Annotated in this window: 13 protein-coding genes; 7 read left to right on the top strand and 6 right to left on the bottom strand. The window is 73.1% G+C overall.

Annotated elements, in window-relative coordinates; all coding sequences use genetic code 11:
* Window positions 1–56: 56 nt before the first annotated feature.
* From ASD48_RS32105 to ASD48_RS32095, 3 genes are all read right to left on the bottom strand, one after another.
* The gene (locus tag ASD48_RS32105) at window positions 57–662 is read right to left on the bottom strand and encodes a hypothetical protein (RefSeq protein ID WP_199876072.1); all 606 of its coding nucleotides are present in this window, start codon (window positions 660–662) and stop codon (window positions 57–59) included.
* Window positions 663–843: 181 nt separating this feature from the next.
* Complete coding sequence (locus ASD48_RS32100) at window positions 844–1,668, bottom strand: MOSC N-terminal beta barrel domain-containing protein (protein WP_057605315.1); 825 nt, start codon at window positions 1,666–1,668, stop codon at window positions 844–846.
* 39 nt (window positions 1,669–1,707) lie between these two features.
* Window positions 1,708–2,139, bottom strand: a complete 432-nt coding sequence (locus ASD48_RS32095) for a DUF6643 family protein (RefSeq protein WP_057605314.1) — start codon at window positions 2,137–2,139, stop codon at window positions 1,708–1,710.
* Between the two features lie 281 nt (window positions 2,140–2,420).
* Between ASD48_RS32095 and ASD48_RS32090 the strand changes: the two genes are divergently transcribed.
* Complete coding sequence (locus tag ASD48_RS32090) at window positions 2,421–3,743, top strand: TerD family protein (protein ID WP_079074114.1); 1,323 nt, start codon at window positions 2,421–2,423, stop codon at window positions 3,741–3,743.
* Window positions 3,744–3,840: 97 nt separating this feature from the next.
* On the opposite strand, the gene ASD48_RS32085 is transcribed toward ASD48_RS32090, so the two are convergent.
* Complete coding sequence (locus ASD48_RS32085) at window positions 3,841–5,016, bottom strand: glycosyltransferase (RefSeq protein ID WP_199876070.1); 1,176 nt, start codon at window positions 5,014–5,016, stop codon at window positions 3,841–3,843.
* 57 nt (window positions 5,017–5,073) lie between these two features.
* Here ASD48_RS32085 and ASD48_RS32080 point away from each other — a divergent pair, with 57 nt between their 5' ends.
* On the top strand, window positions 5,074–5,859 hold the full coding sequence (locus tag ASD48_RS32080; protein WP_057605311.1) for an aspartate/glutamate racemase family protein: 786 nt from the start codon (window positions 5,074–5,076) through the stop codon (window positions 5,857–5,859).
* 107 nt (window positions 5,860–5,966) lie between these two features.
* Window positions 5,967–6,542 (top strand): hypothetical protein, encoded by a 576-nt coding sequence (locus ASD48_RS32075; protein ID WP_057605310.1) that lies wholly within the window; start codon window positions 5,967–5,969, stop codon window positions 6,540–6,542.
* 24 nt (window positions 6,543–6,566) lie between these two features.
* Here the strand turns inward: ASD48_RS32075 and ASD48_RS32070 are convergent, their stop codons facing one another.
* On the bottom strand, window positions 6,567–7,649 hold the full coding sequence (locus ASD48_RS32070; protein ID WP_079074112.1) for an O-antigen ligase family protein: 1,083 nt from the start codon (window positions 7,647–7,649) through the stop codon (window positions 6,567–6,569).
* Between the two features lie 221 nt (window positions 7,650–7,870).
* On the opposite strand from ASD48_RS32070, the gene lnt reads away from it, so the two are divergent.
* The 4 genes from lnt (at window position 7,871) to ASD48_RS32050 (ending at window position 12,860) form a co-directional block, all read left to right on the top strand.
* Entirely contained in the window at window positions 7,871–9,481 is a 1,611-nt protein-coding gene (lnt, locus tag ASD48_RS32065) for an apolipoprotein N-acyltransferase (RefSeq protein WP_057605308.1), read from the top strand.
* A gap of 27 nt (window positions 9,482–9,508) precedes the next feature.
* A complete protein-coding gene (locus ASD48_RS32060; RefSeq protein ID WP_057605307.1) occupies window positions 9,509–9,988 on the top strand; it encodes an NUDIX domain-containing protein in 480 nt (159 codons plus the stop codon).
* Window positions 9,989–10,042: 54 nt separating this feature from the next.
* Window positions 10,043–10,846 (top strand): 3-hydroxybutyrate dehydrogenase, encoded by an 804-nt coding sequence (locus ASD48_RS32055; protein WP_057605306.1) that lies wholly within the window; start codon window positions 10,043–10,045, stop codon window positions 10,844–10,846.
* A gap of 85 nt (window positions 10,847–10,931) precedes the next feature.
* The gene (locus tag ASD48_RS32050) at window positions 10,932–12,860 is read left to right on the top strand and encodes a GAF domain-containing protein (protein ID WP_057605305.1); all 1,929 of its coding nucleotides are present in this window, start codon (window positions 10,932–10,934) and stop codon (window positions 12,858–12,860) included.
* Window positions 12,861–12,943: 83 nt separating this feature from the next.
* On the opposite strand, the gene ASD48_RS32045 is transcribed toward ASD48_RS32050, so the two are convergent.
* Window positions 12,944–14,389 carry an MFS transporter gene (locus ASD48_RS32045; RefSeq protein ID WP_057605304.1) on the bottom strand — a complete coding sequence of 482 codons (1,446 nt, stop codon included), beginning with the start codon at window positions 14,387–14,389 and terminating at the stop codon, window positions 12,944–12,946.
* Window positions 14,390–14,459 lie beyond the last annotated feature (70 nt).

Here is a 14,459-nt window from a genome sequence, read left to right as displayed (position 1 = left end):
GGCCGGACCACCGTAGCGTGCGCGCGGGTGGTGGGTTGACCAGAGACGGAAGGCCGTCAGCTGCCGGTGCCGGTGCGGCCCCAGTCCGGGCCCGCACGGTCCCAGGCCTGGTCCCAACGGGCGTACCGGCGACGGACCAGGCGCCAGACGATCAGCCGCCGAACACCCTCGACGGTGCCCGCGGTGAGCAGGGCCGCGCCGAAGCCGGCGAGCACGGCGTGCGTCGTCGCCGTGGCGGTGTCCAGTGGCCGGGCCACCAGCGCGCCGTGTGCGTCCGTCCATATCCCGAAGTGGTCGCCGATGTGCGGGGACTTGAGGCCCGCCAGGACCGTGCCGTGCTGCGGCGTGCCGTCCGGTGCCGTCCAGTCCGCGACGACCCGGGTGCGGGTCTCCCGGCCGGTGGCCGTCTCCGGGTCCACCTCCAGCGGCGAACCGTCCACCTGGCGCACCACGGTGGCCGTGACCTCGTGGCGGGACTCCCGCTGTTCGTGGACCGACTGCTGGAGGGCCTCCTGCGCCACGGCGCCGACGAGGGAACCCACCACGGGCGCGACGAGGAGGATCAGCAACAAGGCCGACAACGCCACCCACGCCTCGACCAGATCCGTCGTACGGCGCAGCGGGTTGTGTCGCCAGCGCCAGATTCCGCCGATCGCTCGCACGCCCGCACCCCCTTCCCGCTCCGTGATAACCCCCGTTGGAGCCGTTCACGCGCGAGCCCGGGGAAAGAGAGAGCGAAATCACCAGAGCCCGGGACCTCTCATGAACTTCTCACGCAATCCCAACGCTCCGGAGCCGGGCGGGGGTTCCCACGGATCGCCCGGCCTCCGACCTAGGCCGGAACTATGCGATGACGCACACCGGATCACCGACTCTGATCGTGCCGCGACCGAGTGGTACCAGGTTCTGTCCGAAGATCAACTTGCCGCCGAGGCGCCGATGCCGGCCCAGGGTGTGGAGGGGCTCCTTGCCGCGTGTCGCGGTGCCCTGGTCGGTGGTGGTCACGACGCAGCGGCCGCACGGCTTGGCGACCCGGAATTCGACCTCGCCGACGGCGAGGCGCGACCAGCCGTCCTCCGCCCACGGATCGGTGCCCGCCAGGACCAGGTTCGGCCGGAAACGGTTCATCGGCAGCGGGCCCTCCCCGGCGTGCTCGCCCCGGGCGATCAGCGAGTTGAGGGCGTCCAGGGACGCGGTCGTGGTGGCCAGCAGCGGATATCCGTCGGCGAAGGTGACCGTCTCGCCGGGCCGCGCGTACCCCGGGTCGACCGGCCGACGGGTCGCGGGGTCGTCCATGTGCACCAGCCGCACGTCGGCGCCGAGGTGGGCACTGCACCAGGCGTGCGCGGTGTCGTCGGCGAGGACCCCCTCCACCTTGTCACGGAAGATCTCCATCGACACCGTGCCCACCGGCTCGGGCACCTGCACGGTCAGCGGCTCCAGACCGGGCGCGGACAGACGTACACCGCCGCCGGGCAGAAGCTCGGCGGCGGCCAGCGCGAGGAGCGGCTGCTGACGTTGTGTGACGACCTTTCCCCCGTGGTCGATCAACGCCCAGCGTCGGTCACCGGCCAGCCCCCAGGGCTCCACGACGGCCTCCCGGGGTTCCTGACCCCGGAACGCCTTGACCGGATGGACGTGAATCGACAGCAGCTGCACATGCCCCATGGGGTCATCCTGCCAGGTGGCACCGACGACCCCGTGGGCTCAGTAGCCCCGGTACTGCTGGTTGTACGGGTCCTGGTACTGGGGCGCGGCGGGCCGGGGAGCGGCCGGGCGCATGGCGTCGTAGCCCGTGCCGGGGCCCGCCGGACGCGGCTGCTGCTGCCCCTGGGGTCCGGGGTAGCCGCGCGGTGCGTTGGCCTGCGGCGGGATGTACGCCGCCGGAGCCTGCTGCAACGGCGCGGGCTGCTGGGCCTGCGGGTAGCCGTACCCGTAGGACTGCGAGGGGCCCGCCGGGAGAGCGGGCAGAGCCGACGGCAACGCGGGCAGGTTGCTGCTGCCCATGTCGTACGCGGCGGGGACCCGGATCGGGGCGATCTGCGGGGTGCCCCGCTCGGCCACGAGCGAGTCGTAGATCGGAGTGTCCGGGAAGGAGGCGTAGTAGCCGCCGCCATAGGTGGAGCGGGGGGAGGTCATGGCACATAAGTTAAGCCCACGATGTGCTGGTTGGGGAGACCGATAAGAGGGTTGATTTCCGTGTCCGCAGTGACCTCGGATCCCCAATGCGAGCGAACGTGGGAAAAAAGGACGGCGCGCGTCCTTCCGATCGTGTAAAGGCCGAGTTCCGAGCGGGTTACCGACGGTTGGTCAGGGCTGATCCTGCGCTCCCGATGGGAGTTCCCCGTCCCGCGGAATAGGTTGGCCGGAAAGACAACCCGAGGGGTGCCGAGGCGTGCGGCCCGGTGCACTGACACGCGATGGGGGCGTACATGTCAATGTCGAAGGGGTCCAATGCTCCGGTGCCGACCACGGCACTGCGGGTCGAACTGGGCTGGCGCTCGGGAACGGGTGTTCCGGACGCGGACGCGTCGGCGCTGCTGCTGATGGGCGGAAAGGTCAGATCCGACGCGGACTTCGTCTTCTACAACCAGCCGGCCCACTCCTCCGGAGCCGTCCGGCACGAGGGCAAGCGCGACGCCGGCGGCCGGGTGACCGACAGCCTGCTCGTCGACCTCGCGCGCGTGGAGCCCGCGATCGAGACCATCGTCCTGGCGGCCTCGACGGACGGCGGCTCGTTCGGCCAGGTGCCCGGCCTCTACATCGAGGTACGGGACGCGGCGCAGGGCACCGTCGTGGCACGGTTCGACAGCGCCGGCGCGACGGTGGAGACGGCCTTCGTGCTGGGGGAGTTCTACCGCCGCCAGGGTGCCTGGAAGTTCCGGGCCGTCGGGCAGGGCTACGACAGCGGCCTCGAAGGCCTGGCCACCGACTTCGGGATCGCCGTGGACGAGCCGCAGCAGGCGGCCGCCCCGGCCGCGCCCACCCGTCAGGCTCCTCCTCCGCCGTCCCAGCAGCCGACCATGCCCGCCTTTCCGGCCACGGTGCCCCCGCCCGTCCACCAGGCCCCGCCGCCTCCGCCGCCCGCACCGCCCGCCGCCCCGGTCCGGCTGACCAAGGTGACGCTGACCAAGGCCGCCCCGTCGGTGTCCCTGAGCAAGCAGGGCGGCACCTCGGGCGCCCTGCGCGTGAACCTGAACTGGGAGGTGCGCAAGCAGTTCTCCGGGTGGGGCAGCAAGCGCGGCCGCGCGGTCGCCATGCACAACGACCTCGACCTCGACCTGTGCGCCCTGTTCGAGCTCGCCGACGGCCGCAAGGGCGTGGTCCAGGCCCTCGGCAACGCCTTCGGCGCCCTGCATCAACCGCCGTTCATCCACCTCGACGGCGACGACCGTACCGGCGCCGTGGCGAGCGGTGAGAACCTCACCGTGAACCTCGACCACAAGAACGACTTCCGGCGCATCCTTGTCTTCGTGACCATCTACGAGGGCGCGCGTTCCTTCGCCGACCTGCACGCCACGGTCACGCTGCAACCGCAGTTCGGCGCCGCGATCGACTTCTCCCTGGACGAGTGCACGGTCCCCTCGACCGTGTGCGCGCTCGCGCTGATCACCAACAACGGCGGCGACCTCGTCGTCCAGCGCGAGGCCCGCTACCTGGTGCCCGAGCGCGGGGTGAGCCCACAGCGGACCGTCGACTACACCTACGGGTGGGGCATGAACTGGACGCCGGGCCGCAAGTAGAGGTCCCTGCGGTCGCGACTCCTGCGGCAGGGGCTCCCGCGGCCGGGACCCCTGTGATCGTCGGGGACCCTGTTCGCGGGGGTCCCTGTACGACGGCTCAGCCCTCGTCCGCGACCGCGTCCGGACGGGCGTAGGTGCGGCCCTTCCAGGCCGCGCCGCGCCCCCGGTAGTGCTGGACCGCGGAGTCGACCGTCATCAGCAGATAGAGGAACGCGGTGAACGGCAGCAGGGGAGCGAGCCACAGCGGCTGACCGTAGTAACGCAGCATCGGGACGTATGTCCCCGCCATCACCAGCCACGCCAGACCGCCCGACACGGCGGTGGCCGCACTGCCCGCGGCGAGCCCGCCGAGCAGGGCGAGCGGAGGCACCAGGTACACCAGCGCCAGACCGAGCACCGTGCCGGTCAGCAGGAGGGGACTGTGCCGCAGCTGCGCGTAGGCGCTGCGCGAGACCATCCGCCACAGATCGTGCAGCCCCGGGTACGGCCGCACGCTGTCCACCCGGTCGGCCAGCCCCAGCCAGATGTGACCGCCCGCAGCCCGCACGGCCCGCGCGAGCGCCACGTCGTCGATGACGGCGTGCCGGATGGCGTCCGGGATCCGCGCCCGCTCGGCCGCGTCGGTGCGCAGCAGGACGCACCCGCCCGCGGCCGCGGCCGTCCGCGCCCCGCGTCGGCCGATCCATCGGAAGGGGTAGAGCTGCGCGAAGAAGTAGACGAAGGCGGGTACCACCAGCCGCTCCCACAGGCTCTCCACCCGCAGCCGTGCCATCTGGGAGACGACGTCGAACCCTCCGGTGCGGGCCGCCGCCACCAGCTCGCGCAGACTGTCGGGCCCGTGCGCGATGTCGGCATCCGTGAGGAGGAGGTACTCGGGCTCACGCGCGCGTGCCAGGCCGATGCCGTGACGCACCGCCCACAGCTTCCCGGTCCAGCCCGCGGGAGGTTCGCCCGGCGAGGTCACGGTCAGCGGGAGCCCGCCCCGTTGCCGCGCGAGCGTGCGCGCCAGCTTCCCCGTGCCGTCGCAGCTGCCGTCGTCGACGAGGAAGATCTCCGCCCGCCCCGGGTAGTCCTGCGCGAGCAGGGAGGGCAGGCTGGCGGGCAGCACCGCCGCCTCGTCGCGCGCGGGGACGACGACGCAGACGGACGGCCACTCCCGCGGCTCCTCCCGGGCCGGCAGCCTGACGTCCGTGCGCCAGAAGAAGCCCTGACAGAGCAACAGCCACAGCCAGGCGGCCAGAGCTACGGCGGCGATCCACACGATGGCGCTCACGCGCGCAGTCTGCCCCACGCCATCGGGGCGCAAGAGCACATCGTCTATGGTGGCCGGGTGAAGATCGCGCTCATGGACTCCGGAATCGGCCTGTTGGCGGCCACCGCCGCGGTACGGCGCCTGCGGCCGGACGCCGATCTCGTGCTCTCCCTCGACCCCGACGGCATGCCCTGGGGGCCGCGCACCCCGCAGGATCTCACCGAGCGTGCCGTGGCCGTCGCCGAGGCCGCCGCCGCGCACCGGCCCGAGGCCCTCATCGTCGGCTGCAACACGGCGACCGTGCACGCCCTGCCCGCGCTGCGGTCCCTCCTCGAACCCGGCATCCCGGTGATCGGGACCGTCCCGGCGATCAAGCCTGCAGCGGCCGGTGGCGGCCCCGTCGCGATCTGGGCCACGCCCGCCACCACCGGTAGCCCCTATCAGCGCAACCTCATCCGGGACTTCGCCGGGGGCGTCCCGGTCCACGAGGTGCCCTGCTGGGGACTGGCGGAGGCGGTCGAGCACGCGGACGAGGCGGCGATCGACGCCGCGGTCACCGCGGCCGCCGCGCTCACCCCCGAGGAAGTGACGACCGTCGTCCTGGGCTGCACCCATTACGAGCTGGTCGCCGACCGTATCCGTGCCGCCGTGCAGCGTCCCGACCGGCCGCCGCTCGTCCTGCACGGCTCGGCCGGCGCCGTGGCCGCGCAGGCACTGCGCCGCATCGGCGCGCGCCCCGCACCCGAGGCGGCGGCGCCCGGCACCGTGACGGTTCTCCTCAGCGGCCGTCCCGGCGCTCTTCCGGCGCCCGCCCTGGCCTATGCGGAAGGCCGACTGCTGGAGGCCGTCAGCCCCGCCCAGTGACCGACCGGCCGGGACCGGCCCCCCCGGGGGCCGCCCGCCGCCCGGGCGGAGCAGTCACCCTGCGCTACGTGCTACCGGCGCAGCGAAACCTGAGTAACCTCATCAATATGAGGGACCACCCCCACGACGAGAGCATCCCGCTTCCCGACGTCCCGCATGCCGACGCCCCGCATCCCGACGTCTGGACCGGACGCGCCACCAACCGGTTCCAGTGGGTGCTGGCGCTCGTCGGCGCCGCCTGCATGGCCCTCGGCGTCGAGCTCGCCGTCGAATCCGCGTGGACGTCCGGCATCGCCCCGCTCGCCATGTCCGTCGTCGGCTGTATCGCCGCCGGGCTGCTGGTTCTCTTCGGCACCCTCGCCTTCGTCCACGTCGACCTGAAGCTCGACCAGGAGTCGCTGGAGGTGCGCTGCGGCCACATCGGGCTGCCGCGTCGGCGGATCCCGCTGGCCCATGTCGCCGGAGCCGACTTCGTACCGCTCGTCACTCCCCGCCACTGGGGAGGCTGGGGCTATCGCTGGCGGCCGGAGAAGGGCACGGCCGTCGTGGTCCGCCGGGGGGAGGGCGTGCTGCTGCGGCTCTGGGACGGTCACACGTTCACGATCACGGTGGACGACGCGGAGTCGGCCGTGCGCGTCATCAGGGACCGGCTGCGGGCCGGCACCCCGGGCACCACGCCCTGAGCCGCGCGCCGGGAAGGCGCCGGGTCAGGCGGCCGGGCGGCCGTCGTGGCGCAGGTCCCGGTCGCACTCCGGCCGGGCCTCGGGTGCCGGGGGTTCCTCGGCGAGCGGCCGGGCCGTGGCCAGGCCGGCCAGCAGTCCCGCACCGACCGACACCGCGGTGAAGCTCAGCGCGTTGCCGATCGCGGCGACGGCGGCCAGCGCCGTGAGCGCGGCACCCGCGGTGAGAACGACCGGGGTGGGGCGCGGCGCGCGCCACAGGGCGAACAGCACCCAGCAGAAGGCCGCGGAAAGCAGCAGCACACCGACGACACCCTGCTCCGCCGCCAGTTGCAGCGGCGCCGAGTGCGGCTTCCCGTCGGGCAGCGTCGACCGCGCCGCCGTACCGCTCAGCTCCCCGAAGCGTCCGGGCCCCACGCCGAGGCCGGCCTCCCGGTGGGCCATCCCCAGAGCGTCACGCCACAGATCGACCCGGTGCGGAGTCAGCCGGTCCGTCAGTGACTCGGCGAGGCCGCCGGACAGCACGTCCCCGGCGACCGCCCAGACCAGGCCCATGACCAGGGCGGCGGCCACGGCCAGGGCAGCGAGCGCGGGCCCCCGGCGGCGCGTCCGGCCGGCCGCCAGGGAGCACAGCAGCACCGCGCAACAGGTCACCACGGCCGTGGTCGAGCCCACGAAGACCCCGGCGACCGCGATGCCTGCGGCGAGCAGCGACAGCCCGAGCCGCACCACCGGCACCGAGGCAGCCCAGGCCGCACAGCACGCGGCACCGGCCGACAGGGTCAGCACCGCGGCGGTGGCGCCGGCGTGACCCAGTGGCGCGACGGTCTCGGGGCCCGGACCGAGCCGGGGCCGGGCCACCGTCAGGGTCAGCCCCGCCAGCGCCCCGGCACAGAGCCCGGCGACCGGCAGCAGCACCCCGAGGATCCGCCCCGCCGCGAAACCGGCCGCCACCGCCAGTACCGCGAGCAGGACACCCTCGGGGCGTCCGTCGTGCACGGCGGCGGTGACCAGGGACCAGCTGGCGCAGGCCCCGAGCACGGCCACGCCCGCCGCGTCGGAAACGTTTCGTCTTTCCCCGTCCGCGTCCGCGTCGACCGCAGACGTCATCCCCGTGGAACCCACCCGTCCCCCCGAACCCGGTCGCCCCCCGACCGTGACGGCCCTGAACCGTGACGGACCCCCGCCGCCCGCGCGCGACATGGGGCACGGGCACACCGTAACGGCTGATGGGCGGTTTGTGGATGACTTGCGCCGGGTTGTGCGACAGGCGTGGACCGCCCCGCGGACTGCGCTGTCGGCCAAAAGGTCACTCGCCGTACACTCCCGGAGTGACCGTCACCGCAACTTCCGTGGGCCAGCCGGACCAGCTGGACCCCCAGGCCGCGCGGGCCTCGCGCGGCGCGCGGCTCCTGCGCCTCGTCCCGGCCGCCGCAGCCGCGCTCTCCGGAGTGCTGCTCTACGTCAGTTTCCCGCCGCGCACCCTGTGGTGGCTGGCGCTGCCGGCCTTCGCCGTCCTCGGCTGGGTGCTGCGCGGGCGCAGCTGGAAGGCAGCCCTCGGTCTCGGCTACCTCTTCGGGCTGGGTTTCCTGCTGCCGCTCCTGGTGTGGACCGGCGTCGAGGTCGGTCCCGGGCCCTGGATCGCCCTGGTGGTCATCGAGGCGGTCTTCGTCGCACTGGTCGGCGTGGGCGTGGCGGCGGTCTCCAAGCTGCCGGCCTGGCCGCTGTGGGCGGCGGCGCTCTGGACCGCCGGTGAGGCGGCACGCGCGCGCGTGCCCTTCCGCGGCTTCCCCTGGGGCAAGATCGCCTTCGGCCAGGCGGACGGTGTCTTCCTGCCCCTCGCCGCGGTGGGCGGCACCCCCGTGCTCGGCTTCGCCGTCGTGCTGTGCGGTTTCGGCCTGTACGAGATCGTGCGCCTCGTCCTGGAGCGGCGGCGATCGGGTTCGGTGCGGCGGTCGGCGGCCGCCCTGGCCCTGCTCAGCGTGGCCGTCCCGGTCGTCGGCGCCGTCGCCGCCCGCTCCCTGGTCAGTGACAAGGCGGAGGACGGCACCGCGACGGTCGCCGTCATCCAGGGCAACGTTCCCCGTCTCGGTCTGGAGTTCAACGCCCAGCGCCGGGCCGTGCTCGACTACCACGCGCGCGAGACGGAGCGCCTGGCCGCCGAGGTCAAGGCGGGCAAGGTCGCCCAGCCCGACTTCGTCCTGTGGCCCGAGAACTCCTCCGACATCGACCCCTTCGCCTACGCCGACGCAGCCGCGGTCATCGACAAGGCGGCCAAGGCGATCGGCGCGCCGATCTCGGTCGGCGGCGTGGTCGAGCGGGACGGCAAGCTCTACAACGAGCAGATCCTGTGGGACCCGGTGAAGGGACCCACCCAGACGTACGACAAGCGGCAGGTCCAGCCGTTCGGCGAGTACCTCCCGCTGCGCTCGTTCATCGGAGCCATCAACGAGAACTGGACCTCCATGGTCGGCCAGGACTTCAGCCGGGGCGCCAAGCCGGGTGTGTTCGACATGGACGGGACCGAGGTCGGCCTCGCCACCTGCTACGAGGCGGCCTTCGACTGGGCCGTGCGCGACACGGTCACCCACGGCGCCCAGCTGATCTCCGTGCCCAGCAACAACGCCACGTTCGACCGCAGCGAGATGACCTACCAGCAGCTGGCCATGTCACGGGTCCGCGCCGTCGAGCACAGCCGCACCGTCACGGTGCCCGTGACCAGCGGCGTCAGCGCGATCATCATGCCGGACGGGAAGATCACCCAGAAGACCGGCATGTTCGTCGCGGACTCCCTGGTGCAGAAGGTGCCCCTGCGCTCCTCCGAGACGCCGGCGACGAAGCTCGGCATCCTGCCCGAGATCGCCCTGGTGCTCGTCGCCGTGGGCGGCCTGGGATGGGCGATCGGCACCGGGGCACGGGCCCGACGGAGCACCACCGACTGATACGGGCCGCCCGGATAGGGTCGCCGTATGCCGACTCCTGACTTCATCACCGAGATCCGGGCCTCCGCGGGCCACCGTCTGCTCTGGCTCCCCGGCGTCAGCGCCGTCGTCCTCGACGACGAGGGGAGGGTGCTGCTCGGCCGGCGCGCGGACAACCTCGAGTGGTGCGTGATCTCGGGCATACCCGAGCCGGGCGAGCAGCCCGCGGACTGCGCGGTGCGGGAGGTGTACGAGGAGACGGGCGTGCGCTGCGTCCCCGAACGCGTCGTCCTGGTCCGCTCCGGCGGGCAGGTGAAGTATCCGAACGGCGACGAATGCCAGTTCATGGACGTCACCCTCCGCTGCCGGGCCGTGGGCGGCGAGGCGCGGGTCAACGACGACGAGTCCGTCGCGGTGGGCTGGTTCGCGCTGGACGCGCTGCCGTCGATGCGGGACCGGCAGCTGTTCCGTATCAAGCAGGCGCTCACTGACGAACCCACGTGGTTCGAGACCACGCCTTCGGTCTGAAGTATGGGCGGTGACCACATGGGGCGGGGCCCCGGCCCTGCCTAGGCTCGTCGCATGACTCCGCCCCAGGTCGCCGCCCCCGGTCCCGCCACCCGCCCGCTCGACCTCGGCGGCCGCACCGCCCTCGTCACCGGCGCGGCCGGCGGCATCGGACGGGCCTGCGCTCTCCGGCTCGCGGCCGCCGGGGCCAAGGTCCGCGCCGTCGACCGGGACGCGGCGGGACTGGAGACGCTCGCCGGGAGCGCGGCCGGTCTGCCCGGCTCGGTCGAACCGTACGCCTTGGACCTCACCGACCTGGACGCCGCCGAACTCGCGGCCGCCGGGACCGACGTCCTGGTGAACAACGCCGGGCTGCAACGGGTGGCCCCCCTGGAGGACTTCCCGCCGGACGTCTTCCACACGGTGCTCACCGTGATGCTGGAGGCACCGTTCCGGCTCATCCGCGGCGCCCTGCCCCACATGTACGGGCAGGGCTGGGGCCGCATCGTCAACGTGTCCTCGGTGCACGGACTGCGCGCCTCCGCCTACAAGTCGGCGTACGTCGCAGCCAAGCACGGACTGGAGGGCCTCTCCAAGACCGCCGCCCTCGAAGGCGCGCCCCACGGTGTGACCTCCAACTGTGTCAACCCCGCCTATGTGCGCACCCCGCTCGTCCAGCGGCAGCTCGCCGACCAGGCGCGGACACACGGCGTGCCCGAGGAACGCGTGCTGACCGACGTGCTGCTGCGGGACAGCGCCGTCAAACGGCTCATCGAACCGGAGGAGGTCGCCGAGGCCGTGGCGTATCTGTGCGGCCCGCAGGCGTCCTTCGTGACGGGTACCTCGCTGGTCCTCGACGGCGGCTGGACCGCGCACTGAGCGCACCGAGCACCCCGCCCTGCGGCGCCGGCGGAGTTGTCCACAGGGCTGCCGGGGCGGCCCGCCGATGAGGAATCCTGTGAGCATGTCCCGCGATCACCTGAAGGGCGCGACCGCAGCCCCCGGTCCCGCCTACGACGCCGACGCGCCGTTCCTCGAGCTGCTCGCCCGGGGCGCGGCCGCCGAGGCGTACGACCGGCCCGTGCTGCTCGCCCGCGCCGAGGGAGGGTCCGGCGAGCGGATCGCGGCGCTCGAACACGCCAAGCTGCTCGCGCTGCGGGTCCGCTCCGAGCTGGAGGGCCGCCGCCGACGGGAGGCCGAGCTGTCCGCCCTCTTCGAGACGGCCCACGACCTCGCGGGCCCCCGAGACGTGGACGCCGTCCTGCAGGCGATCGTGCAGCGGGCCCGCTCGCTGCTCGGCACCGACATCGCCTACCTCAGCCTGCACGACCCGGCCAGGGGCGACACGTACATGCGGGTCACCGAGGGTTCGGTCGCCGCCCGCTTCCAGCAGCTGCGCCTCGGAATGGGGGAGGGGCTCGGCGGCCTCGTCGCCCAGACGGCCCGTCCCTACGTCACCGACGACTACTTCCGAGACGACCGCTTCCGGCACACGACGACCATCGACGCGGGCGTACGCGACGAGGGGCTGGTCGCGATCCTCGGGGTTCCGCTGATGCTGGGACCCCACGTCATCGGAGTGCTGTTCGCCGCCGACCGGCGCGCCCGGGTCTTCGAACGGGAGCAGATCGCCCTGCTCGGATCCTTCGCCGCGCTCGCCGCGGCCGCCATCGACACCGCCAACCTGCTGACCGAGACGCGCTCGGCCCTGGCCGGCCTGGAGCAGGCCAACGAGATCATCCGGGACCGCAGCGCGGTCATCGAGCGCGCCTCCGACGTCCACGACCGGCTGGCCGAGCTCGTCCTGCGCGGCGGCGGGGTGCACGACGTGGCCGCCGCGGTCTCCCAAGTACTCGACGGCACCGTGGAGTTCCTGGAGACCGCGCCGGCCGCGGCCGTGGAGGCCTCCCGCGCGGAAGGCCACGCCGTACGTCATGAGCACGACTGGGTCGCGGCGGTCGCGGCCGGCGGGGAACTGCTCGGCGCCCTGGTGCTGCGCGGCCACCCGGGCCTCGACCCGGTCGACCAGCGCACCCTGGAGCGGGCCGCGATGGTCACCTCCCTGCTGCTGCTGGCCAGACGCTCGGCCGCCGAGGCCGAACAGCGCGTGCGCGGCGAGCTCCTGGACGACCTGCTCGAAGCCCGCGACCGTGACCCGCGGCTGCTGCGCGAGCGCGCCACCCGGCTGCACGCCGACCTCGACGCGACCCATGTCGTGCTCGCCGCCCGCCTCGACGCCACCGCTCCCGACGCCGACCAGGAGGCGGCCGCGCGCCGCCGCCTGTGGTCCGCCGCCTCCCACCTCGCCGCCACCCGGCACGGCCTGGCCGCCGCCCGCGACGGCGGCACCGTCCTGCTGCTGCCACTCGAACACGGCGACACCGCGACGGCGTTGGCCCGCCGTACCGCGCTGCACCTCGGCACCGCCGTCCACGAAGCGGTCACCGTCGGCGCCTCCGCACCGGTGCGGGACCTCGCGGCCGACCCGGACACGGTGGTCGCCGCGTACGCGGAGGGCCGTCGCTGTCTCGACGCCCTGCGGCTGCTGGGCCGTTCCGGCGACGGGGCGGCCGCCGAGGACTTCGGCTTCCTGGGGCTCCTCCTCGCCGGCGACCGGGATGTGGCGGGCTTCGTGGAGCGCACCATCGGCCGCGTCGTCGCCTATGACGCACGACGCGGCACCGACCTGCTGCGCACCCTCGACGCGTACTTCGCTTCGGGCATGAGCCCGGTCCGCACCAAGGACGAACTCCACGTCCACGTCAACACGGTGGCCCAGCGACTCGAACGCGTCGGCCGCCTCCTGGGCGACGACTGGCAGAGCCCGGCCCGCGCACTGGAAATCCAACTCGCGCTGAGACTGCACCGGTTGGCGATCCCGGCACCGCACTGACCGGCCCCCGTACGCGCGCGGACGGCGTACGGAGGCGGCTGTGAGGCGGCGAGGGGGAGGGACGGGAGGCGAGGGGGACGGGATCAGACGGCGCGCGCGTCCGTCGCCGGGGTCTGCGGGTGCTCCGCGCCCACGCCGCGATCGCCCTCGGTCAGGTTTCCGTCGGTCGGGTTTCCGTCGGTCGGGTCGCCCTCGGTCAGGTCGCGGTGACGGGTCTCCTTGGCGACTCCCACGGCGAGGACCGTCAACAGGGCCGCGGCGATCACATAGAGGGCGATCGGGGTGGAGCTGTCGTAGTCGGCCAGCAGCGCGGTGGCGATCAGCGGCGCCGGCGCGCCCGCCGCGACCGAGGCGAACTGGGCGCCTATGGAAGCGCCGGAGTAGCGCATCCGGGTCGCGAACATCTCGGAGAAGAAGGCGGCCTGGGGTGCGTACATCGCCCCGTGGAGAACGAGCCCCACCGTCACCGCGAGGACGAGACTGCCGAAGGTGCCGGTGTCGACGAGCGAGAAGAACGGGAACATCCAGAGCCCGATCCCGACCGCGCCCAGCAGATACACCGGACGGCGCCCGACCCGGTCGGACAGCGCACCCCAGGCCGGGATCACCGCGAAGTGCACGGCGGAGGCGATGAGCACGGCGTTGAGCGCGGTCTGTTTGGAGACACCGGCCGAGGTGGTCGCGTAGACGAGGATGAACGCGGTGATGACGTAGTAGGAGATGTTCTCCGCCATCCGCGCGCCCATCGCGACCAGCACGTCACGCCAGTGATGCCGCAGCACCGACACCAGCGGCAGCTGCTCCGCCGCCGCATCCGCCGAGCGGGCCGCTTTGCGTGCCTCGGCCTGCGCCAACGCCTGCCGGAACACCGGGGATTCATCGACAGACAGACGTATCCACAAACCGACGACCACCAGCACGCCGGAGAGCAGGAAGGGGATCCGCCAGCCCCAGGAGGCGAACGCGGCGTCCGAGAGCACGGCTGTGAGCAGGGACAGCACACCCGTCGCGAGCAGCTGCCCGGCGGGGGCGCCCGTCTGCGGCCACGAGGCCCAGAATCCGCGCCGTCGCGCGTCCCCGTGTTCGGACACCAGCAGAACGGCTCCGCCCCACTCACCGCCGAGGGCGAACCCCTGGACCAGCCGCAGCACGGTCAGCAGCACCGGGGCGGCGCTCCCGACGGTCGCGTGCGTCGGCAGCAGCCCGATCGCGAAGGTCGCCCCGCCCATCAGCAGCAGACTCAGCACCAGCAGCTTCTTGCGCCCGAGGCGGTCCCCGTAGTGCCCGAAGACCAGCGCGCCGAGCGGCCGCGCCGCGAAACCGACGGCGTAGGTCAGGAACGACAGGAGTGTGCCGACGAGCGGGTCGGAGTCCGGAAAGAACAGCCTGTTGAAGACGAGGGCGGCTGCCGAGCCGTAGAGGAAGAAGTCGTACCACTCGATGGTGGTGCCGATGAGACTGGCGGCGACGATGCGCTTGAGGCTGGCTGGGGTTCCCGGGGAGGGCGGAGCGGTCGCGGGGGAGGACATCGGTACCACTTCCAAGCGGTTGGCGGGGACGTTCCGTGTCGCCATACCGTAGGAATCCGCAGGTCAGGGG

The organism is Streptomyces sp. Root1310, assembly GCF_001426425.1.
Classification (GTDB): Bacteria; Actinomycetota; Actinomycetes; order Streptomycetales; family Streptomycetaceae; genus Streptomyces.
Note: the sequence above shows the minus strand (reverse complement) of the source record. Positions and strands in the feature narration are given on the sequence as shown.